The sequence below is a fragment of the Pedobacter aquatilis genome (genome assembly GCF_032678425.1).
Taxonomy (GTDB): Bacteria; Bacteroidota; Bacteroidia; order Sphingobacteriales; family Sphingobacteriaceae; genus Pedobacter; species Pedobacter aquatilis_B.
The window spans coordinates 806,654-827,277 of the sequence record NZ_JAVTSG010000002.1 but is presented as its reverse complement, the minus strand read 5'-3'; the positions used below and the strand labels follow the sequence as shown (position 1 = coordinate 827,277).

The 20,624-nt window shown below is 39.7% G+C and carries 19 protein-coding genes, 1 tRNA gene and 1 pseudogene; 9 read left to right on the top strand and 12 right to left on the bottom strand.

The window, feature by feature from the left end:
• The first annotated feature begins 275 nt into the window (after positions 1-275).
• Positions 276-446 carry a hypothetical protein gene (locus tag R2Q16_RS09740; protein WP_316736717.1) on the top strand — a complete coding sequence of 57 codons (171 nt, stop codon included), beginning with the start codon at positions 276-278 and terminating at the stop codon, positions 444-446.
• 35 nt (positions 447-481) lie between these two features.
• Here the strand turns inward: R2Q16_RS09740 and R2Q16_RS09735 are convergent, their stop codons facing one another.
• The 6 genes from R2Q16_RS09735 to R2Q16_RS09710 form a co-directional block, all read right to left on the bottom strand.
• Entirely contained in the window at positions 482-1,186 is a 705-nt protein-coding gene (locus tag R2Q16_RS09735) for a hypothetical protein (protein ID WP_316736715.1), read from the bottom strand.
• Positions 1,187-1,279: 93 nt separating this feature from the next.
• On the bottom strand, positions 1,280-2,755 hold the full coding sequence (locus R2Q16_RS09730) for an RES domain-containing protein (RefSeq protein WP_316736714.1): 1,476 nt from the start codon (positions 2,753-2,755) through the stop codon (positions 1,280-1,282).
• Between the two features lie 59 nt (positions 2,756-2,814).
• Positions 2,815-4,338: a reverse transcriptase domain-containing protein gene (locus R2Q16_RS09725; protein ID WP_316736713.1), complete on the bottom strand. Its 1,524-nt coding sequence runs from the start codon at positions 4,336-4,338 to the stop codon at positions 2,815-2,817.
• Between the two features lie 334 nt (positions 4,339-4,672).
• On the bottom strand, positions 4,673-5,698 hold the full coding sequence (locus R2Q16_RS09720) for a BT4734/BF3469 family protein (protein WP_316736712.1): 1,026 nt from the start codon (positions 5,696-5,698) through the stop codon (positions 4,673-4,675).
• Positions 5,699-5,763: 65 nt separating this feature from the next.
• Positions 5,764-6,543 (bottom strand): nucleotidyl transferase AbiEii/AbiGii toxin family protein, encoded by a 780-nt coding sequence (locus R2Q16_RS09715; protein ID WP_316736711.1) that lies wholly within the window; start codon positions 6,541-6,543, stop codon positions 5,764-5,766.
• Positions 6,533-7,549: a type IV toxin-antitoxin system AbiEi family antitoxin gene (locus R2Q16_RS09710; RefSeq protein WP_316736710.1), complete on the bottom strand. Its 1,017-nt coding sequence runs from the start codon at positions 7,547-7,549 to the stop codon at positions 6,533-6,535. The genes R2Q16_RS09715 and R2Q16_RS09710 overlap by 11 nt, the downstream gene beginning before the upstream one ends.
• Before the next feature lie 309 nt (positions 7,550-7,858).
• On the opposite strand from R2Q16_RS09710, the gene R2Q16_RS09705 reads away from it, so the two are divergent.
• From R2Q16_RS09705 to R2Q16_RS09685, 5 genes and pseudogenes are all read left to right on the top strand, one after another.
• Positions 7,859-8,323: a hypothetical protein gene (locus R2Q16_RS09705; protein ID WP_316736709.1), complete on the top strand. Its 465-nt coding sequence runs from the start codon at positions 7,859-7,861 to the stop codon at positions 8,321-8,323.
• A 110-nt stretch (positions 8,324-8,433) separates the two neighbouring features.
• On the top strand, positions 8,434-8,913 hold the full coding sequence (locus tag R2Q16_RS09700) for a hypothetical protein (protein WP_316736708.1): 480 nt from the start codon (positions 8,434-8,436) through the stop codon (positions 8,911-8,913).
• Positions 8,914-8,937: 24 nt separating this feature from the next.
• On the top strand, positions 8,938-9,309 hold the full coding sequence (locus R2Q16_RS09695; RefSeq protein WP_316736707.1) for a hypothetical protein: 372 nt from the start codon (positions 8,938-8,940) through the stop codon (positions 9,307-9,309).
• 559 nt (positions 9,310-9,868) lie between these two features.
• Positions 9,869-10,099, top strand: coding sequence for a hypothetical protein (locus R2Q16_RS09690; protein WP_316736706.1), 231 nt, complete (start codon positions 9,869-9,871; stop codon positions 10,097-10,099).
• Positions 10,096-11,079, top strand: a pseudogene (locus R2Q16_RS09685) (recombinase family protein); the annotation flags it as partial. The gene R2Q16_RS09690 and the pseudogene R2Q16_RS09685, both read left to right, overlap by 4 nt.
• 538 nt (positions 11,080-11,617) lie before the next feature.
• On the opposite strand, the gene R2Q16_RS09680 reads toward R2Q16_RS09685, so the two are convergent.
• Positions 11,618-11,691: transfer RNA gene (locus tag R2Q16_RS09680), tRNA-His, on the bottom strand.
• Between the two features lie 175 nt (positions 11,692-11,866).
• Here R2Q16_RS09680 and rnhA point away from each other — a divergent pair.
• Both rnhA and R2Q16_RS09670 read left to right on the top strand, forming a co-directional pair.
• Positions 11,867-12,334: a ribonuclease HI gene (gene rnhA / locus R2Q16_RS09675; RefSeq protein WP_316736705.1), complete on the top strand. Its 468-nt coding sequence runs from the start codon at positions 11,867-11,869 to the stop codon at positions 12,332-12,334.
• 220 nt (positions 12,335-12,554) lie between these two features.
• Complete coding sequence (locus R2Q16_RS09670; protein WP_316736704.1) at positions 12,555-13,190, top strand: DUF6266 family protein; 636 nt, start codon at positions 12,555-12,557, stop codon at positions 13,188-13,190.
• Between the two features lie 28 nt (positions 13,191-13,218).
• On the opposite strand, the gene fbp is transcribed toward R2Q16_RS09670, so the two are convergent.
• The 4 genes from fbp to R2Q16_RS09650 form a co-directional block, all read right to left on the bottom strand.
• The gene (gene fbp / locus R2Q16_RS09665; RefSeq protein ID WP_316736702.1) at positions 13,219-14,295 is read right to left on the bottom strand and encodes a class 1 fructose-bisphosphatase; all 1,077 of its coding nucleotides are present in this window, start codon (positions 14,293-14,295) and stop codon (positions 13,219-13,221) included.
• A gap of 19 nt (positions 14,296-14,314) precedes the next feature.
• Positions 14,315-14,806 (bottom strand): metallophosphoesterase family protein, encoded by a 492-nt coding sequence (locus tag R2Q16_RS09660; RefSeq protein WP_316736700.1) that lies wholly within the window; start codon positions 14,804-14,806, stop codon positions 14,315-14,317.
• A gap of 50 nt (positions 14,807-14,856) precedes the next feature.
• A complete protein-coding gene (locus tag R2Q16_RS09655; RefSeq protein WP_316736698.1) occupies positions 14,857-15,507 on the bottom strand; it encodes a tRNA1(Val) (adenine(37)-N6)-methyltransferase in 651 nt (216 codons plus the stop codon).
• A gap of 354 nt (positions 15,508-15,861) precedes the next feature.
• Entirely contained in the window at positions 15,862-16,245 is a 384-nt protein-coding gene (locus tag R2Q16_RS09650; protein WP_316736697.1) for a VOC family protein, read from the bottom strand.
• Between the two features lie 174 nt (positions 16,246-16,419).
• Between R2Q16_RS09650 and purL the strand changes: the two genes are divergently transcribed.
• Complete coding sequence (purL, locus tag R2Q16_RS09645) at positions 16,420-20,097, top strand: phosphoribosylformylglycinamidine synthase (RefSeq protein ID WP_316736696.1); 3,678 nt, start codon at positions 16,420-16,422, stop codon at positions 20,095-20,097.
• Between the two features lie 169 nt (positions 20,098-20,266).
• Here purL and R2Q16_RS09640 read toward each other — a convergent pair whose 3' ends face one another.
• Positions 20,267-20,620 carry a hypothetical protein gene (locus R2Q16_RS09640; protein ID WP_316736695.1) on the bottom strand — a complete coding sequence of 118 codons (354 nt, stop codon included), beginning with the start codon at positions 20,618-20,620 and terminating at the stop codon, positions 20,267-20,269.
• Positions 20,621-20,624: the final 4 nt, after the last annotated feature.

Below are 20,624 nucleotides of genomic sequence, written 5' to 3'. Positions count from 1 at the left end.
CGATTGGAATGGGTGTTTTACCTTTAACAATTGGCCCTGCAGTAGTTGCCGGCCCAATTTGTCTTTTATGAATATCAAATGGAAATATTAAATAGAAAAGGGATGATGTACAAAGATTGCGAGGCAGAAACCCAACCGCTGCACAAGTCCGGTACATGCAGATATGGCCATTGCAAAGGCCAGATTTGCCTGTCCTTTGCAATATCAAAGATTATTTGTATAATAGGGCGGTCCAACGCCCATAAAAGGGAGCGCAATAAAAAATTGCGATAGCTATGGACTATAACCAAATCATCAAAATAGTTGCCATCATCGGCGGATCTGCTAATGTCGGTATTGCGCTTACACTTATCTATAAGTTTATATTAAGGAAGAGGCCTTTGGAGGAAACTGAGGAATTTAACAGCAAGGGCAGGGTATTGAAACGCCATAAAAAATTCAGGTAGCAGGATGCAATCGAATGGACGATAATTTACTCGTGTCACCTTGCTATGCTGGATTTGGCTTTAGGGGTATTGCTTACCTTCCAGAGCTTGTAATTTATGTTGTACATTATCTTGAAGGCCGCGCTTGCCTTTTCTATCAATTCCTCCCAGTCTATGCGCTGGGCATCCCACTTCAGGCAGAACTGTCCGAGATCCAAAGATGGAGGCTGCTGATAATTGCTCCCGTTCATCTTTTCGGTCTGATAGAGCATAAAGTTTCTGATCAGCTGAAACACAGTACTTGTCTTGTTTTCATAATAAGGCCGTTCATCTTTAGTTATGCGCCCCACCTCAAAAAACTCAAAATCCCCAAGAGCCTTAAGCGCTAATATAAGCTCATAAAATTCATCATTCATATAGCGCAGGTTCTCCGCATAAATGATGTGGCACTCCAGATAAAAATAATGCTCATCCAGTCCCCAGTGGAAAATGGTATCCAGCTTTTCCGACTTCAATAGAAGGTTTTGCCCATAGACATTTATGTAGCATTTTGAGTTATCCCAGCTATCCTTGAATTTGCCAAGGCTGAAAAAATGCTCGGCAATCGACATCAGAAGTTCATTGCTCTGAAAGAAAACCCTTTCACGTTCCTTTTCATCCCAGTCAAGCCCGTTGTACTGGCAGTCGAAATGCTCATCTAACATCACATCCCACATTGGGAAATGTTTGGCAGCCGAGGAGTTTAATTTAGTTGCGGACATTTAGCGTTAGTTTATTTTTAGTGATTTGCCCAATATACGGCAAAAAGGCACTCTAGTGCAAGCTAGGTTTATACAAATTGCCGCCACAATAAATCAAAAATCCAAAATTTCAGGCTTTTTTATCTTACACTCCTCCTTTACGGTAGCTCGCTGGTAAGGTATTTCCTTCGTTATGACCTCCAGAGAGCTGATTTCAAATATCTGCAGATCATTTTCCCTGATCTTCAGCGTAATTTCCCTGGTATCCTCCACAATTGGCCATCGAGGAGAGGGAAGAAATCCTGTTGCTGGATGATAGACGTGATCTTTAATCGGCTCCTTTTTTTTCAGCTTCCCGGGCTGCTGAACAACGACATTATAGCTTTCATATTCTCCCTCTGCAGGTTCATATACGCTTGAATGTGCTGTGATCTTTGCGCCCTCCACTAGGTCTATCTGCTGAACCCTTGCGGCGCGGTGGAATAGCACAACATTGGCACCTTCCTTTTTTGACTGCGTGGAAGAAAAGATAATCCCATCATAAGGAGGGTCATTGGCCTCGGCTAAAAAGTCGGCAATGATCTGGGTGGAAAGGTAATCCTTTGATTCCTGCGAAGGCATTACGGGGAGAGCTATGCGGTCTACCAGGCGACTGAGGAACAATGCCTTTTCACGAAGTGGTGCATATTGGGGATCGAAGATGCTTCCCTCAGCCCGTGCATTGCGAAGAGCGGTAAGATCAAGAAGTCTTAGTGGCCTTAATATTTCAAAATATCCGATAACTACTTTACTGCCCACCGGTGGCCTTACTTCTGCAAGCGCAAGTTCGTGGCTAGTCGCACCATAAAAGACGGCAACCCCTTGTGCGTTCATCCTTCCGCCCCTTGCAAATTTCGAAGATGGGGTTCCAATCTGCTGGTCGGGGCTCTTGATCGCTGACAATATCTCATCCCGGTCCTGAAAAACCCTCGCCCTGTAGAGCCCCTTTATGCCCTTTGATGCGCCTGCCTTACGGATAAGTGGAGCAGCCTTGTAAGAGGTAAATTTCTCAAGCCCAGTGAAGACCCTGGTTAGGTAATCATATACCTTTCTGCTAAAAAAGCGGGATTCAGATTGCACGACACGTTCGAACTCATCCCAATCCTGCTGCCATAAGTGGTCAGAGACACCTCTCATTTCATATAGGGCTTCACTGCTGAAGCGCTGTTCCTCGAAATCGTTATCATGGTTGTCATACCTGGATTGAAGTATTGCCTGGATGTCTTCTGCCGCCTGCTCTGGAATGCCGCCCATATCTTCCAATAGGAATGGCAGGCTTTCCCCCTCGCGGTACCACCAGTATGAGGATTCCAGATCCGAGTGCTGCCTGTAATACTCTTCCTCTGTGGGCTGGTCATTGGTGGGCTCAAAATGCTGTTCAAAAGCTTCCTCAACGCGATCTGCCATTTTAGAGAGGGTGTAAGATCGCCTCTTCTTCTTACAATATGAGCAGATGCAGCTTATGCCACCTATCCTTATTTTCTCGCTGAGATATTCGTCAGTTACACACTTATAACATAACTTTTCCTCGTCATTGTCTTCCATATTCATGTCATTAAATTTTAAACACTAGACTTTTTGGTAAATACAAACGGTCAGATATCCTGATCCTATTTATCTTTTAGTGCTTGATAGTAATAACTAAAAGGAAAGCCGTGATATATAGGTTCGGATATCCTTGATCGCTCTTCCGAGTCTGTATCATCCTTGTCATCAGCGCCCATTTTTCCTACCATCAATCTTAATTTGAGCAGTAGCCGGTTGCGGCTGGAGTCTAAGCGCTTAAGCTGTATGCGAGAGTATTTATTGTCGGTCAAAAGTTTGTAGCCGCTTACCCAGCACATTTCATTTGGAATCTGCTTATAGTTCCAAAGAGATACCCTTCCCACGGACATGCCTATTAATCGGCTGGCAACGGATTCGTAGATGGAGCCCTTGCCACTGCGGCATTGAGGATCCTTTAAGATCTGCTTCAGGTCGCCCACCACGCGGAACTGCTTTTTCATCTCTTTTAATAGTGAGCTTTTTCTTACCCTAATATGCCCCTGGTAATGCATTTCATACCCCACGAAGCCAATCCAAGGTGAGCCCATTCTGCTTTCATTTCCCCAGCTATAGCAACTTTTTGATTTTTCCGACCAGAATTTCTTGGCAGTGGCATAAGGGGTTTCCACCGGATCATGCACCACCAGCTTTTTGGATTTTAGCCCCAAGAGATATCGTTGGAAGGCCTGCTCGCACTTGTTCCGCTCAGGGTGGATGATAAGCATATCATCGCAAAACCTTAGGTAGAGAAGCTTCCCATCCTGCAGAGCATTTACCTTCTTGTCTATGCCGTGCAGTACGGCATTCGCTATCAAGCCCGATAGTGCACCGCCCTGCGGAATACCAATTTTCGCGCTCGATAGGCGCTTGTAGTAATCCTTGGCAATCAGTTCCTTCCCAACCCATCCATATTCACCTTTGGGAATCTGGAACCTGTCGAAGTGCGCTTGTTTTTGGTTCAGTGGCAGAACAGTTTTATTGAAGGTGTAAGAATCCAGATATTCGTAAAGGATACGTTTTGCATCGGCCAGGTCTTGGGCCTGGTAATCTTCCATTCCCTTTCGATTAAAAAACTGCGCAAAAATCTTCTTGATCAATGTATGGCTAACGGTATCAAAGAATTTCTTCATGTCACATTCGGCCACATACAGGCTGCCTTCTTCAAATCTTTTCCTGTAATCCAGGATTTCCTGTACGGGTTCATGGTGCGTTGGGCACATCAGTTTTCCGTTTATCAAGCGTTTAGCTCTAAAGGCAAAGGAATGTTCGATAAAGAAGGGGTCAAAAACGCCCGTTAGATACCTGTTGGTGATACTTAGAATTAATTTGTCCTTCAGTCCAAATGAGGCTATCGGCCTGCATATATTTATTTTTGTATCACTGGCCTTATCCTCTTTTAATTTTGGGATGATCTTTGGAGCGCCAATCTTATAGTTGCCTCCATGAATACCATCCTGAACTTCTCTTATAAAGGCATCCAGCCTGCCCAGAAATGGAGCATCGGGCTGGGTATCTCTAAAGAACCTTAGAGTCGCCTGCAAGGAGAGCATTGTTTTTTCCGTTGAGCTGCGCGGGATGCCGTTTTTCATCCTTTTGCGCTGGAGTACCGATTTCCATTGTTTTCTTGGAGGAAATAAGCTTGTCAGCAGCTCGGTACTGTTGGTGCTGGAAGTCCTATGGTAATTATGTTTTTTAGAGCTTGTGTGCAGATGAATAATGTGGTCCTTGTTCCTGCGGTGAGCTAGTTTTACCCTCAGGCGGCAGAGCATATCAAGTATGCTTTTTTCAGATGAATAATCGCTGAGATTTAGCATAAAGAAAAAGAAAGTGGTCCCTGACTAGAAAATACTGAACTATTAGAGCTCCTCCCAACTTTGTCGTGCACAGAATGGCTGTTAATACTTGCGGGGTACTTTGCTATTTTCATAACATTTCCTCCACCTTAGGTACCTCTTTCTCTTTCTTATAGCCATTTTGCTTAGCAAAAAAGACTACGGTTGCAAAAGTAAACTTTCCCATCGAATTTGCATAGCAGTAATCGATCATATTTCGGCTGCCCCGTTCGTTATAGGCCCTGCCATCAAGTTTTGATAGTGAGAGAAAATATTTCATCCCCAGTTCGTAGGTGAATGTGTTGGCTATGGCATAAGATACCTGGTACCAGTTGTGAAAACTATAGGTTATCGAAAGTCCCCTTCTTGAGAGATACCTGATGATCGCCTGCACCTCAGTCCTATTTAGCTGGCTGTTCTTGCCCAATGGATTGAATTTCTGGTTGGCTGTTGGCTCGGCTGCATAAGAGTAGACCGCCGTCCTTAGTGTCTGCCTGGCCAACGCCGCTTCACCATCGGTATAAGAAACGGAAAAAGGTGTTGTTTCTTCCCGAATAAATAGGTCGGGATCGAAGGAGAAAAAACATAGACGGGTGACGTCACTACCGCTTTTATCCAATTCAACATCGTATTTTTCCTTAAAATATGTATGGACTTTCCTAAAGGCGTAAGTGTGCCTGAAGTTTGCATCCTCTAGGGGGAAGTCTTCTGAAAAATCTAGAAACATTAGCCCCTTCAATCCAGATCCAGATGGTGATTCCCAAAAGGATAGAATATGAGGGTCGGCTTGAAGTCTGGATTTCAGGCCAATCATCCCATCAGCCGTTAATTTATCAAAATCTAGCACAAGTAACCGGTTATACTCAGATATGGAAGCGCGGTTCCTTTGCTTTTCGAAACTTGCAGAAAAGGTAACCGCAGGAAGCCTTTTTTTTTCTCTATCATAGTAATCGGTATTTCCCTCACTGAGATGTCTTCTGAGATTCTCAACCTCCGACTTGTAAGTTCCTTTTTTTATAAGTTCAAGGCATTCTCCTACCTTAAGTTGTCCCGAAAGTGGGCTCCAGGAATTTTCCTGAAGGGAGACGGTCATGGATAGTAACGGTTGAGAGGTCATTTTTTCTATATTTGGATATTTCGGAAAATAGGCAAAATTTGAGGGCTTTAAAAATCTTTCTGATCTTAGAGCCAGTTGTCATTCATTCCGTCTAGAATGGCCTGCCATCTTGCCGTTTCACGCTTTGATAATATTGCCTTAACCCTGTTGGCAAGCGTAACTGAGTTTGCCAGTAAGGCATTTATTTTTCTTCCTATCAACCGTGAGCATACCAGCTGGATATAGTCATTGTTGGTGGTATCATATAATTCCATCAGCTCAAAATGGGACATATAGATATCATCATTGTTCAGTTCGAAATAACTCTGGATTAGATGTTCGATATCGGCAATGTCCTTTGTCCGCTCCGGACGGTCGTCGTTAGCAATCAGCTTTAGCAGGATGATACCTTCTATGGTACAGACCTTTACCATCTGGCCGTTTCCGACATCATAATCCTCAACAAAGGGATAAATTTCTGCAAAGCCCGGCATATTCAATACAAAGGTTGGGTCGGTCAATTTTACATTTCTGTTTGCTTCCTCAATTTCTCCAAATGGCAGAAGATCGAGTTCCACGCCCTTTTTATAAATCAGCTTTATGGCCTCTGTTTCATGCCCTTCAAATAGCCCAGTTCCTATCAGCGCTTTTTTTATCTGGTTGTACTGCCCCACATCGCTAATGGTGATGGCAAGGTCAACATCCTTGGTACCTCTTTTTGAAAGAAGTTCTTCGTTGGCAGATAAATGGATATCTCTTGCAATTGCACCCACGAGATAAAAATCGATATCAAATTTTGCGCATACGGTGCTCATCTCACTTAGCATTTCTGATACCAGTGGCAAAAGTATGGGGTTATCCGACATATTTTTCCTTTATTCTTAATGCGACTTCCCTGTTTCTGCTGTCCAGGCTGCTGATCAGTTCTGCATAGACCAACATCGGCGGAACCGTACCATCACCAGGCTCTGCGGTATCCTCATTCCAAAAAGGCCTCAGTATTTCTACATCACCAGTTGCAGATGGAACCAGTCTTAACCTTCTCATTAGTTCAAATCGGTCACTGTTAGAGTATATGGTATAAACTTCTGGCACCAAGTGTCCAGTTAGGATAGCCCCTGCAGTTTCGCCTCCCCAGCGGATGTCGCCGCTTTGAGCTGTATATTCGTGCCAATTTGCCCTATCTTCCTTTTTAGCGAAGCGAAATTTCCCGACCAGCTGCTTTGGCCTTAGGACTGTTCTATACATGTCGGCCCATTTATCTATTAGGGCAGTCTTGTTGTCAAGTAATAAAATTGGCTGTTCCAGACGTGTCCCCATGATGATGTAACCGTCGCGCTTCATCTCTGAGATAAAGTTGCCTACATTACCCAGGGCTACGCTAGATGCGTATGCCATGTTACGGTAAGAAGTATTAAGTATGTCCGGCTCCTGAAGAACTGCAAATAAAAACTTTAGCCCTGCTGGTGCCCATAATTTGGTATCTTCATTATGTTTTGGCTGTGTGCTTTTTTGGTCGCTTATTAGAACGAACATGCTACGGGTTTCGATATAGCAGTTCCCTGATGTTTCAATATAACAGATATTTTGCTTGCGCAGTTCCTCTTTCATGGGCGAGGGAATATATTTTGTAATAAGGATTCTCTTGCCGTCGGTCTGCTGCTGCCTTGAGATAATGTTGTCCAGCGTTGCAGTCCTGACCTCGGTCTTGACATCTGCTTCCAGAATGGATGTCTGTCGCCCTTTGGTAAGTTCTATTATGGCATCAGAATTTCTTCCGCGACCTGATGGATAGCTCAAGATTTTTGCTGTAACTCCAGCAATTTCTGTTAGTCTTTCCAAGGCGGGCAAAAGTATATCTTGCTCTTTCATGTTCAAAATTTTAATTTGTTCAAGATACATGAACAATCAAATATAATGAACAATAATTGATAATTCCTAAATAAGCTTATATTATGTTCAATAAAAGTCAATGTTCATGTTACATGAACACTTAAATTTACTGAACAATCATAAAGAATAGACGGAGAAAATCAGTGTCTTGGTGGCAAGATATAATAGAAATTGGTTACTTTAGGATATAATTACGCTCCGAATGATAACAATAAATACAAAACTAGCTTTCGAGTTAGGAGGCCAGTTGGCGTTTATCCCTGTTTCAAATAATCTAAGGCTATAGGGATGATTACGCTAAAGAAGTTTCGTAAAATAGACCAAGAGGTCAAAAATTGGACAGAGGTTCGAACGCTTTATGCCCTATCGGCTTTTGAAGACCTTGATAAAGCTATGGATAATCTTCGAGCCCGAGAAGGGACGTCATCTGATAGAATTGGTTACTACAATGTTTTAACCGGCGAAAAGCACATCCTAGCTGCCAATGAGATTATTCTGGATGCATTGCGTTCTTGGGCAGCTGAGCTAGATATCAATGCGATTGTATGGACAGATCTACCTCCGAATTTTCAAGACAAGCTTAACATACCTTTTACTGCAGAAAATATTGGAAAGTATTTGAATGGACTTGAGGCGAATGTCTTTGCGCAGGCTAAAAGATATATAGATAAAACCGATGAGCAGGTGCAAACCAGGTTTCGCACGGAGATTGTAAAGGCCGCTAGGCGATATTCAAAACAACAAGCCACCTGAAAAACCTGAAGATGCCTAATACCTAGTGGCATTTCAAGAAAGCCTTTTCGAAGAACAAAAACAAGCAAAAGAGTTTAGTCAAAAAAATTAAAAAACCTAAAATTTAAAATATGAAAAGAATGTTGGTTCCGCTGGAAGAGTTTCGTTGTGATACGTGTGGAGATATAATCGAATCACCGAAAACAGCTTATCTTGAATGGAATAGTGTTAAAGATGAAAATGGAAAATTGCGTGCAACTAATTTTAAGATTGTTCACCATGACCCAGCAAATAATGTAGTTTGCTCAGAAAATGGAACATCGACAACGAGTTTAGAAAAGTATGTTGGTTCAGAGGGATCTGGTAATTTATGGAGCTTTATCGATGAAGGAGAAATAGTTGCGCCAAATTATACTGGCCCTAGAGCATTAAACTTAAGAGAATTTACAGAGGTAGCTAGGCGTTTATCTATGCCTCACTATGAAGAAGCAAGAGATTTTTTACACATGGCAGAAAGTGATGGGTACATTAGCTCTAATCAATATGGAATATATAGTGTTGATAAGTTGCAATTTATAATAGAAAAGTACGGTGCTGATTTTGAAGACTAACAATATTCTGTGGATTGGAAATAAATGAATTTAGAAAACCAAGAAAAAATAAAAAAAGTTTGGAATCAAACTAGTGTACCAGTAATTTATCGCAGAGGCACCGGGCATCCATTACTAATGAGGTTGCCTTATAAAGAGGGGAATGGTTCTTGGCTAAAACATTATGAGCGTATCAACCCGCAAGGGATTGTCATTAAAAAACGTTGGGAATTTCCACAGGCTTGGTTTAATGACCTTGTCAGTAGATCACTCATAAGGTTTGGGAAGCTGTACATTATACAGCCATATAGAGAACAAGAAAAATTTGCGCCTGCATGTTGGAATGCACAAGGTCACGAATCTCAATGCTCTTGTATGGGTGCAAACCACAGTTCACAAAGTGAGGGGAATGGTTAGTGTGCTGTATCAGACACTTTTGCGACAGCATGAATTCAATCGGGCTTGCATGTCGTTTGCTTGTTAAAAAATAAACCTTACTTTTCAATTTGTAAAGTCCTACTGTAGCTTGTCATCAACCCGATACTAAAAAACACTCACGAAAACTTCTTTTTCCTATACTGTCCCTCAATTTTGTTCTTCACCACTTTCTCAAAATTTACTATGGCTTCACAATGTTCATAAAAGTTCGATTTTTCGCGGATTGACTCTAGGGAAGAGGAGTAAGATTTTGTATTAAGTCTTGTATAGATTTCAGCCTTCGTGATTCATTAAAAAGGATTTACTTTCCAAAAAATTATCGGGTTTTAAAATTTAGTCCACCAAAATAGTTTTAAATAAATCTCGTCAGTACCTAAATCTACTGAAATCGGATTTTTCATATTACATATCATTGATTCACGAGTCTGCATACCTTATGCAATCTGAGGGATAAAGCTGGCTAAAATCGTAAATATCTATTAACCTCAGCGGTCAACAGACCTGTTATACCTAATATCATACATCTAAGCCAATTAAAATGGATTATTATAAACTTCGGGAAAAACGAACAATGACACCAGAGAAGATGGTTGAAATCCTTGGAAAACATGGAACAATTATTAGTAAAGAAAAAGCTGGAATTGTCTTGGAATTAGTCTATAAATTAAGTAATTTGTCTGTTGGAGAGACAATTAGAAACGCTCACGTCAGGCAAAAATTATTGCTTAAGAAGAACCAAATTCCAAAACACATATTAGAGGATTCATGAAAATTGCAGACATATATGTTAGAGTTAGCACGGATGAACAAGCTGAAAAAGGATACTCACTAAGGAGTCAGCAAGGAACTTTAGAAAAGTATTGCGAGCTCAATCTTATCAAAATTAGGAATATATACATTGAGGATTATTCAGCTAAAACGTTCAACAGACCTGAATGGAAAAAACTTATTATTCATGCAAAAAAGACAAAAGGAAAGTGTGATCTTTTACTCTTTACAAAATGGGATAGATTCAGCAGAAATACAAGTGATGCTTACCAGACAATAGCACAACTTTCAAAACTTGGCATTGAAGCACAAGCTATAGAGCAACCATTAGATTTAAGTGTCCCAGAGAATAAGATGATGCTCGCAGTCTACTTAACTACTCCTGAAATTGAAAATGATAGAAGGGGATTAAATACTAAAGCTGGAATTAGACAAGCTAAAAAAGAAGGTCGATGGACAACCCTTGCTCCAAAAGGTTATCAAAATAGAACTGCAGAAACCGGCAAAAAATATATTTCGATCAAGGAAGAAGAGAGTGAGATTATAAAATGGATTTTCAATCAGCTTGCTCAGGGTACGTATTCTGGGGAAGAAATTTTAAAGTCAGCACGGCTAAAAGGTTTCGATTGCAGCAAAAATAATTTTTATAACATTGTTAGAAATCCAATTTATTGCGGAAAAGTAATTGTTCCCAAATATAAAAATGAAGACGCCTACCTTGCCCAAGGTTTGCATGAAGGAATAATCAGTGAAAAACTATTCTTTGATGTCCAGGATATTCTTGATGGTAGAAAAAAGAAATATGGGATTCCATTATCAACGCCTGATGAACTATTATTAAGGGGATTTTTAAAGTGTCCAAACTGTGATAGAGCATTGACTGGTAGCTCCTCAAAGGGTAGGTCCAGCCGGGTAACTTATTACCATTGCACGTCATCATGCGGAACAAGATTTAGAGCAGACAAAGCAAACGATGCCTTTATGCAGGATCTTTTGGAATATCTCCCTAAAAGTGGATTCCAAGAAGTTTTTGTTCAAACAATTGCGGATGCATACCACAATCAAGTGGGTAATATTCTGGATGAAAAGAAATTATATATTAATCAAATAAATGATCAAAATAAAAAAATTGATAAAGCGAGGGAACTCCTTTTAAATAGTGAAATAGATGCTGTAGATTTTAGAACTATAAAAATCGAAGCAAATGAGAAAATAGTGAGATTAGAATCTAGATTGGGAGAGATAAACAACAAAAATAATGACATTTTAGATATAAGGTCCATTGCGGAGCAAGCCTTAACTAATTTAAAAAGCTTGGATATATTTTTCGACAACGCTGATGTTGAAGGCAAAAGATATCTTATTAGCTGCATTTTTCCAGAAAAAATAGTATACGATGGAGACCGACATCGAACCACATTTGTGAACGAACTAGCAAGCCATATCTATCTGAAAAACAAGGAATTAGAAGCCAAAAAAAATGGTCCAAAGTCTTCGAAAAAGACCTTGGACCAACAGGGGTGGCTGATGGGGCTCGAACCCACGACCCTCGGCACCACAAACCAATACTCTAACCAACTGAGCTACAGCCACCGTATTTTTTAGTGTCACAAAAGTACGACTTTAAATAATTTTTGCAAATATTTTTTTCGAAAGATTTCAAAGCTTCAATTAAATAACTAATAATCAATTAATTTAATTTTAATATTGGGCAAAGCAATAGTTTAAACGGCATATTTAAAGCTAAAAACCTACCTTTATACTGTTTATGATTGAAATTTATACAGACGGAGCAGCAAGCGGAAACCCCGGACCTGGCGGTTGGGGCACCATTTTAAGGGCAGGGCAACATTATAAGGAGCTAAGTGGTGGTTTCCGAATGACCACTAACAACCGCATGGAATTACTTGCTGTTATAAAAGGATTAGAAGCACTAAAAAGCCTGAACCAACAGGTAACCGTCTATTCAGATTCTAAATATGTGGTAGATGCTGTTGAGAAAAAATGGGTATTTGGCTGGGTAACGAAGAATTTTAAGGATAAAAAAAATAAAGACCTTTGGCTGCGCTTTCTCGAGCTTTATAAACTACACAAAGTAAAATTCATCTGGATAAAGGGTCACAACGACCATCCGGAAAATGAGCGTTGCGACCGTTTGGCTGTATTTGCCTCACAAGACAAAGCAAATTTGGCTATAGACACTTTCTTTGAAGCTGAAAAAGCCCGCATGGCCTAATATTTCTTTTCTAATTTATTGCGATTAACCAACTACAAGAGCCGGCTAATTTAAAGGTTTTATTATTTGAATTAACAAGGTGATAACTCGGTGTAAACAGGGTAATCACAAGCTAAATACTAGGTATTAAGCGAATAAAAAATGTGTAATCAGCTTAAAGCGACTAAGTGATTTGCATTTATTCCTAAAAGTTGTTAAATTTAGATAAATAACAATTTTTATGGGAACTTTTAAAAATGGTATTCTGGGTGGTTTTTTCGGCAAGGTTGGTCCGGTTGTTGGCCTGCAGCTTGGTGATACCTACGTCATGCGGGCACTGCCGCGACGAACCAAACCCTTTACGGCCAAGGAACTCGAAAATCAGCATAAATTTAGATTGGTACAAAACTATCTATCACCTTTTATTGATTTGCTTAAAGTAGGCTTCAATAATTACTACACCAAAACCGGCGGTTTCAGAGCTGCAGTATCTTACACCAGAAAGGAAGCTTTAAAAAAGGGTGAAAATGGTTTTTACATCGACCAGCATCTGGTAAAAATCAGTGGAGGTGCCCTTACACCAGCCATCGATCCGTTGGTTGAAATTGCTGGCAATGGCGAGATTAGCATTCAGTGGAACACCACAACCGTTAATCGCTTTGATGAAAGCGATCAACTCCTGCTGCTGGTCTATAATTCAGAACAGAAAATTTTTACACACAGAATATTCAATGGCGCCTACAGAAAGGATGGTCAAATCAAAGTGACACCTAACCCGAGGCTTCTGAATATGGAAGTGGATATTTATATAGGTTTTGTGGCTGCTGACCGCAGCATGCAGTCAGACAGCCAATACCTTGGACGGTTTAAATTATAACTTTAGATTTAGGAGTATTGAAATTGAATTAATCAATACCACCAACAACACCTAAGTTTTCTAATGTCGCCTCTATTGTATCCTTCTCAATAGGCGTATCTGTGTACATTAACATCATTTCTTCGGCTTTTTCAACCATGTTTTTGGAGCCGATAAAGATAGGTACACGTTGGTGCAGTTCTGTCGGTACGATATCAAGAATCCTATCAAAACCTGTGGTTGCCTTCCCTCCTGCCTGTTCAATGATAAATGCCATCGGATTGCACTCGTAAAGCAACCTAAGCTTACCATTAGGCGAGCGGGAAGTTGTGGGGTAAATATATATTCCGCCTTTGATTAAATTTCTGTGAATATCGCCCACCATCGAGCCAATATACCTGGAAGTATAGGGTCTTTTTGTACTATCATCTTCTACCTGGCAATACTTGATGTATTTTTTCACACCATCCGGAAAGTGAACATAATTGCCTTCATTGACAGAATACATGTAACCACATTCTGGAATACGCATATTTGGATGCGATAAACAAAACTCACCGATTGAAGGATCTAATGTAAAGCCGTTAACGCCCTTGCCTGTTGTGTAAACCAACATGGTTGATGAACCATAAATAATATAGCCCGCTGCTACCTGTTCAGTTCCTTTCTGTAAAACATCTTCCAAAACCGCTCTGCCATCGGTCGTTTTACGGCGATAGATGGAAAAGATGGTACCAACGGCAACATTTACATCAGTGTTTGAAGAACCATCTAAGGGGTCGATACATACAATGTACTTGGCATTTTGAGAAACAGGCGATTCAATATGTATAATTTCATCTTCCTCTTCGGTAGCCACGATACAACATTCACCGCCACTGGTTAAGGCCGCAATAAATTGATCATTTGCGTAAACATCCAGTTTCTTTTGCTCTTCACCTTGAATATTTGTGGTTCCAATATCACCTAAAATATCTACAAGACCAGCCTTATTAACTTCCCGATTTACGATTTTGGCCGCGATGCCAATGTCTCTTAATAATCGCGACAATTCGCCCTTGGCATAGGGAAAATCTGATTGTTTTTCAATGATAAATTGCCCCAGTGTTTTAACGCCACAAACCATACTTAGTGTATTTTTTACATTATCTACCCGATAATTCTATAACCTCTAAGGTATGAATATTTTCATCAGTAATGCAAAAACGAATTAAAGTTCGCACTTTATGCCAGCCATGTTTTCCCGCCGCACCGGGGTTTATATGCAAACATTTCAGCTTTTCATCATACATTACTTTTAAAATATGCGAATGACCGGCAATAAATAATTTAGGAGGGTTAGTGTATATTTCTTCTTTTATATAAGATGAATACCGACCGGGGTAACCTCCAATATGCGTCATTAGGACGTTTATTCCTTCGCAACTAAATCGATTTTGCTCCGGATACAGCGATCTGATTGCTGCATCATCAATATTTCCGAACACCCCCCTTAGTGGTTTAAATGCTTCGAGTGGTGCTGCAACGTTCGGCCCGAAATCACCTGCATGCCAGATTTCATCCACCGAATCAAAGTGCTTAAAAACCGCATCATCCAGATAGCCGTGGGTATCAGAAATTAGTCCTATTTTTTTCATTATTTATTTTTAATCCGAATAGATTTATCAGTAAATACAGGCAAAATGATTTAAAAGGCCAGAAAAAATGGCTTCAATAAATCCTTGTATTCATTGGTATGTTCGTTTAATCCTTTGTAAATATAAAATTCAGATGTGCTGAAATTCTCCGCTTCGAAAGCAAGACAAATGATTACCCTGAAAGTTTCTTTAGTCTCATCAGAATGAAGATTGATTCTTTCACAAACTTTCAACCCATGCTTCTTGGCCAAATCTTCGACTAAGCTGGCTTGTTTAACAGGCAAAACAAAACACATTTTCCCCTTTGGGTTTAAACAAAATGCTGACTGCCGAACAAGCGCTTCAAAAAAATCGACACTAGCATGCCTGGCTATGCCTTTTCGCTGCTCTTCGTTTTTTAAATCGTTAATAAAAAATGGAGGGTTGGAAACAATCAAATCAAATTTATCGCTCGTTTCAAAATCTTCAATCGATACATGCGTACAAGTTAATCGGTCGCTAAACCTCGAATGATTAAAATTCTTCCTGGCCGTAAGTGCCGCCTGTTCATCAATTTCTAGGGCATGGACCTGCGCTTCCGTAAAGCGTTGTGCTAACATTAAAGACATCACTCCCGTTCCGGTTCCGATATCTAATATATTTCCAGGATTATCAAACTGAACCATCGCCGCAATTAACACACCATCTGTATTAATTTTCATGGCACAATTTGTTTGATCAACTTCAAACTCCTTAAACTTAAAAACTTGTGATTTCTGTCTGCTCAAAATAATTTTATTTCAAAAACAACGCTATACTTTATCAACACGCAACAAACCAATAAAAACCTATTAATCTGATGCTTAACAACTAAAAGAAAGCATTTAATCGGCATTCACTTAAACTGTTAATAACTATATCAAACGTTTGTTTTACTTGTTGGTTTGCAACACATAAGTTTGTAATAGCAATTTGAATGAACCGAGTTTCGACCGGGCTTTGAGTTGTTAAAACAACAGAATACTCGATCGGTATCTAAGTAGCCAACAACGAAATTGTTGGCTATTTTGCATTAATTACTTTTCATAAAGCTCTAAGGGCAATCCATCCGGATCGGTAAAGAATGTAAACCGCTTGCTGGTAAATTCATCAATCCTAATCGCTTCAGTTGTAACATCAAACTTGTTCAATCTTTCGATTTCAAGTTCAATATCATCTACCTCAAAAGCCAGGTGCCTTAAACCTAAAGCTTCTGGTCGAGATGGCCTTGCAGGAGGATTTTCAAACGAAAACAATTCAATCTGGTAATTATCATTTATCGCTAAATCCAATTTATAAGATTTACGCTCAGCCCTGTAAACCTCACCCAAAACCTTAAACCCTAATTTATTTACATAAAAATCCTTCGATTTTTCATAATTGGAACAGATAATGGCGATATGGTGAATTTTGTTAAACATCTTTTAAATTACGATTCTTGGTTTACGAATTACGATTAGACGCCCCAAATATCCACTAACTTTCCAACATTCCAACCGCTCAATTTTCAACAGCTAAAAAGCACTACAAATAAACCAAAAACCTCTACCTTTTTCACTTAAAAAAGGCTAAATTTGCATCTTCAAAAAAAAAGCATGATTCATTTCTTCTTAAATCAATCCGATACGGTTTTTGTTTTACAGACAGACCATCCCATATCTTCAACTGATGTTACTAAACTTGAATGGTTATTTGGCGGTGCCAAACTACAAAATGAGACTGCGCTAAGCGGTTTTTTTGTTGGTCCACGGGCAGCAATGATAACACCTTGGAGCACAAATGCGGTAGAAATTACCCAAAACATGGATATACAGGGGATTATAAGAATTGAAGAATTTAAAAAAGTTGCTGCAGATTTTTCTGACTTCGACCCGATGCTTTCGCAAAAATATGACGCCCTTAATCAAGAGGTTTACACCATAAATATTCAACCTGAACCTATTTTAAACATCGCAGATATTGCAGCCTTCAACAAACAGGAAGGTTTATCTTTAAGTGATGACGAGGTAGATTACTTAATTAAGCTTGCTGATAGATTAGAAAGACCTTTAACGGATTCGGAAGTTTTTGGCTTTTCGCAAGTAAATTCAGAGCATTGCCGTCACAAAATATTTAACGGCACTTTCGTTATTGACGGTGAAGAAAAACCAACATCGCTTTTTAAACTTATCCGTAAAACTTCAGAAGAAAACCCGAACGATATTGTTTCGGCATACAAAGATAACGTAGCTTTTATTAAAGGTCCGGTTGTACAGCAATTTGCCCCAAAACGTGCTGATGAGCCTGATTATTACACAACAAGTGATTTTGAATCGGTAATTTCAATAAAGGCAGAAACGCATAATTTCCCAACTACCGTAGAACCATTTAATGGTGCAGCTACTGGTTCTGGTGGTGAAATCAGAGATAGATTAGCGGGCGGACAAGGTTCTTTACCTTTAGCTGGAACAGCGGTTTACATGACTGCTCTTTCTCGTCTAGAAGAAAATCGCGAGTGGGAAAAAGGTGTTGAAGAAAGGGCATGGCTCTATCAAACACCAATGGATATTTTAATTAAAGCTTCTAACGGTGCAACTGATTTTGGCAATAAATTCGGACAGCCACTTATTACAGGATCAGTTTTAACTTTCGAACATGAACACTTCGACAAGCTCAGTATGACAAGTAGAAAGTTAGGTTTCGACAAAGTGATAATGCTTGCTGGTGGTGTTGGCTACGGAAAAGCGAGTCAGGCTAAAAAACAAAAACCGCAAGAAGGCGATAACATCGTTGTTTTAGGTGGTGAAAATTATAGAATTGGGATGGGTGGTGCTGCCGTTTCATCTGCCGATACCGGTGCTTTTGGTAGTGGCATTGAATTAAATGCGATTCAACGCTCCAACCCTGAAATGCAAAAAAGAGCCGCAAATGCCGTTCGCGGAATGGTAGAAAGCGATCACAATACCATTGTTTCCATTCACGATCATGGTGCTGGTGGACACTTAAACTGTTTATCAGAATTGGTAGAAGAAACTGGCGGCTTAATTAATTTAGATAAACTTCCGGTTGGCGACCCTACCCTTTCTGCTAAGGAAATTATCGGTAACGAATCTCAGGAACGTATGGGATTGGTTATTGGAAATGAGCACATCGAAACTTTGCAAAAAATTGCAGATAGAGAGCGTTCTCCAATGTACACGGTTGGTAAAGTTACAGGCGACCACCGTTTTACTTTCAAATCTGAAACTACTGGTGCAAAACCAATGGATTTTGAATTGAAGGATATGTTTGGCAGCTCGCCGAAGGTTGTGATGGAAGATAAAACCATCGATAGAAAATACGAGGAATTAAGTTACCAAACGGATAAACTGAATGATTATTTAAGTCAGGTCCTTCAGCTAGAAGCAGTAGCTTCTAAGGATTGGTTAACCAATAAGGTAGACCGTTGCGTTGGTGGACGTGTAGCTAAACAGCAAACAGCCGGACCATTGCAATTGCCTTTAAATAACTGTGGCGTAATGGCTTTAGATTTTCTTGGAAAAGAAGGTATTGCGACTTCAGTTGGTCACGCACCAATTTCTGCATTAATTGACCCGGCCGCCGGAAGCAGAAATGCAATTGCAGAATCACTTTCAAACATTGTTTGGGCACCATTAAAGGATGGCTTAAAAAGTGTATCGCTTTCTGCAAACTGGATGTGGGCTTGTAAGAACGAAGGTGAAGATGCCCGTTTGTATAATGCAGTAAAAGCTTGTTCTGATTTCGCTATTGATTTAGGAATCAACATCCCAACGGGAAAAGATTCTTTATCGATGAAACAAAAATATAAAGATGGTGATGTAATTGCCCCTGGTACGGTGATTATTTCGGCAGGCGGTAATTGCGATGACATTACCAAAGTTGTTGAGCCCGTTTTACAAAAAGATGGCGGTTCGATTTACTACATCAACCTTTCTAATGATGAATACAAATTGGGCGGTTCATCTTTCGCTCAGATTTTAAATAAAGTTGGAACAGAAACACCTGATGTAAAGGATGCTGCAAAATTTAAAACGGCCTTTAATACGATTCAGGCATTAATAAAAGCAGGTAAAATACAAGCCGGACATGATATTGGTAGCGGTGGTTTAATCACGACCTTGTTAGAAATGTGTTTTGCTGATAACGATTTAGCGGCAAACATAAATCTATCTGCTCTAAATGAAAATGACTTAGTTAAACTTTTATTTGCAGAGAATATTGGTATTGTTTTCCAGGCTGACGCATCAGTTGAAGAAACTTTAAATGCTAATGGCGTTGAGTTTTACAATATCGGAGCGGTAACGAGCGGAAATACCTTACAAATTAACCACGATGATACTGCTTATAATTTTAACATCAGCGAATTACGCGACACCTGGTTTAAAACGTCATATCTTTTAGATAAAAAGCAAAGTGGCGATGTTAAGGCAAAAGAACGTTTTGAAAACTATAAAAATCAGCCATTAAAATATAATTTCCCTATACAGTTTGATGGTAAAAAACCTCAGATTGACAATACCAAACCACGACCAAAAGCCGCTATTATCCGTGAGAAAGGCAGTAATTCTGAACGTGAATTAGCTAACGCGATGTATTTAGCCGGATTTGATGTTAAGGACGTACACATGACCGATTTAATTACCGGACGTGAAACCCTGGAAGATATTCAGTTTATCGGTGCTGTTGGCGGTTTTTCAAACTCTGATGTTTTAGGTTCGGCAAAAGGTTGGGCTGGTGCATTCATGTATAACGATAAAGCCAGAATTGCTTTAGAAAAATTCTTCAGCAGGGCTGATACATTATCTGTTGGTATTTGTAATGGTTGTCAGCTGTTTGTTGAGCTTGGCTTGATTAATAAAGACCATGCTGATAAACCGAAAATGCTACATAACGATAGCCATAAACACGAAAGTATTTTCACTTCATTAACAATTGCAAAAAACAGATCGGTAATGCTTTCTACATTAGAAGGCGCAACTTTAGGCGTTTGGGTATCGCATGGCGAAGGAAAATTCAGCTTACCATATAGCGAAGATAAATATCAGATTGTATCTAAATATGCTTACGAGCAGTATCCTGCAAGTCCGAACGGTTCTGATTACAACACTGCAATGATGTGCGATGAAACTGGTCGCCACTTAGTGATGATGCCACACATCGAACGTTCATTGTTCCAATGGCACTGGGCAAACTACCCAAAAGGCAGAAAAGACGAAGTTTCTCCATGGATGGAAGCCTTTGTAAACGCCAGAAAATGGATAGAAAATAGGTAAAAAAAATGGAAAATGTATGATGGGAAATATGGGGCGGAAAAGGAATTCATTACCTTTTATTTTTTAAAGCCTCTTCTTCATCTTATAATAAGCATACTTCATAAATAATTACTACATAAAAAGGCTTGAGTTAATACTCAAGCCTTTTTATTTATCTCCCCATCTTCCATCAAACATCTTCCATCACCACATCCTTCCTCACTTCTTTGCGCCAGGCTTTGCCATATTTACCATCCATATAATTAGCGACCACTTTGTTATAATCAGCTATACTTATATTTGAAGGCAATACACATCCAAACTGATAATATTTAATCTTATACTTCTTTTCGAAGGGCTTATCCCCTTCATAATGCTTTGATGCAAAACCACTCATAATTAAAAACTTTACATTTCCTTTTTTGATGTCAGCTTGAGCAAGTTTAATGCTGTTGCTTTTGCTTGTATCGGATGTTAAAATATCGGCTGCTTTTAAATGGTTTGTAAAAAAGAAGCTTAGTAATATGATTATGGTCGTTTTCATAGGT

Bases quoted from the DNA above. Each gene is read 5' to 3' on its own strand.
- R2Q16_RS09740 (WP_316736717.1), top strand. From the start codon at position 276: ATGGACTATAACCAAATCATCAAAATAGTTGCCATCATCGGCGGATCT.
- R2Q16_RS09735 (WP_316736715.1), bottom strand. From the start codon at position 1,186: ATGTCCGCAACTAAATTAAACTCCTCGGCTGCCAAACATTTCCCAATG.
- R2Q16_RS09730 (WP_316736714.1), bottom strand. From the start codon at position 2,755: ATGAATATGGAAGACAATGACGAGGAAAAGTTATGTTATAAGTGTGTA.
- R2Q16_RS09725 (WP_316736713.1), bottom strand. From the start codon at position 4,338: ATGAAAAACGGCATCCCGCGCAGCTCAACGGAAAAAACAATGCTCTCC.
- R2Q16_RS09720 (WP_316736712.1), bottom strand. From the start codon at position 5,698: ATGACCTCTCAACCGTTACTATCCATGACCGTCTCCCTTCAGGAAAAT.
- R2Q16_RS09715 (WP_316736711.1), bottom strand. From the start codon at position 6,543: ATGTCGGATAACCCCATACTTTTGCCACTGGTATCAGAAATGCTAAGT.
- R2Q16_RS09710 (WP_316736710.1), bottom strand. From the start codon at position 7,549: ATGAAAGAGCAAGATATACTTTTGCCCGCCTTGGAAAGACTAACAGAA.
- R2Q16_RS09705 (WP_316736709.1), top strand. From the start codon at position 7,859: ATGATTACGCTAAAGAAGTTTCGTAAAATAGACCAAGAGGTCAAAAAT.
- R2Q16_RS09700 (WP_316736708.1), top strand. From the start codon at position 8,434: ATGAAAAGAATGTTGGTTCCGCTGGAAGAGTTTCGTTGTGATACGTGT.
- R2Q16_RS09695 (WP_316736707.1), top strand. From the start codon at position 8,938: ATGAATTTAGAAAACCAAGAAAAAATAAAAAAAGTTTGGAATCAAACT.
- R2Q16_RS09690 (WP_316736706.1), top strand. From the start codon at position 9,869: ATGGATTATTATAAACTTCGGGAAAAACGAACAATGACACCAGAGAAG.
- rnhA (WP_316736705.1), top strand. From the start codon at position 11,867: ATGATTGAAATTTATACAGACGGAGCAGCAAGCGGAAACCCCGGACCT.
- R2Q16_RS09670 (WP_316736704.1), top strand. From the start codon at position 12,555: ATGGGAACTTTTAAAAATGGTATTCTGGGTGGTTTTTTCGGCAAGGTT.
- fbp (WP_316736702.1), bottom strand. From the start codon at position 14,295: ATGGTTTGTGGCGTTAAAACACTGGGGCAATTTATCATTGAAAAACAA.
- R2Q16_RS09660 (WP_316736700.1), bottom strand. From the start codon at position 14,806: ATGAAAAAAATAGGACTAATTTCTGATACCCACGGCTATCTGGATGAT.
- R2Q16_RS09655 (WP_316736698.1), bottom strand. From the start codon at position 15,507: ATGAAAATTAATACAGATGGTGTGTTAATTGCGGCGATGGTTCAGTTT.
- R2Q16_RS09650 (WP_316736697.1), bottom strand. From the start codon at position 16,245: ATGTTTAACAAAATTCACCATATCGCCATTATCTGTTCCAATTATGAA.
- purL (WP_316736696.1), top strand. From the start codon at position 16,420: ATGATTCATTTCTTCTTAAATCAATCCGATACGGTTTTTGTTTTACAG.
- R2Q16_RS09640 (WP_316736695.1), bottom strand. From the start codon at position 20,620: ATGAAAACGACCATAATCATATTACTAAGCTTCTTTTTTACAAACCAT.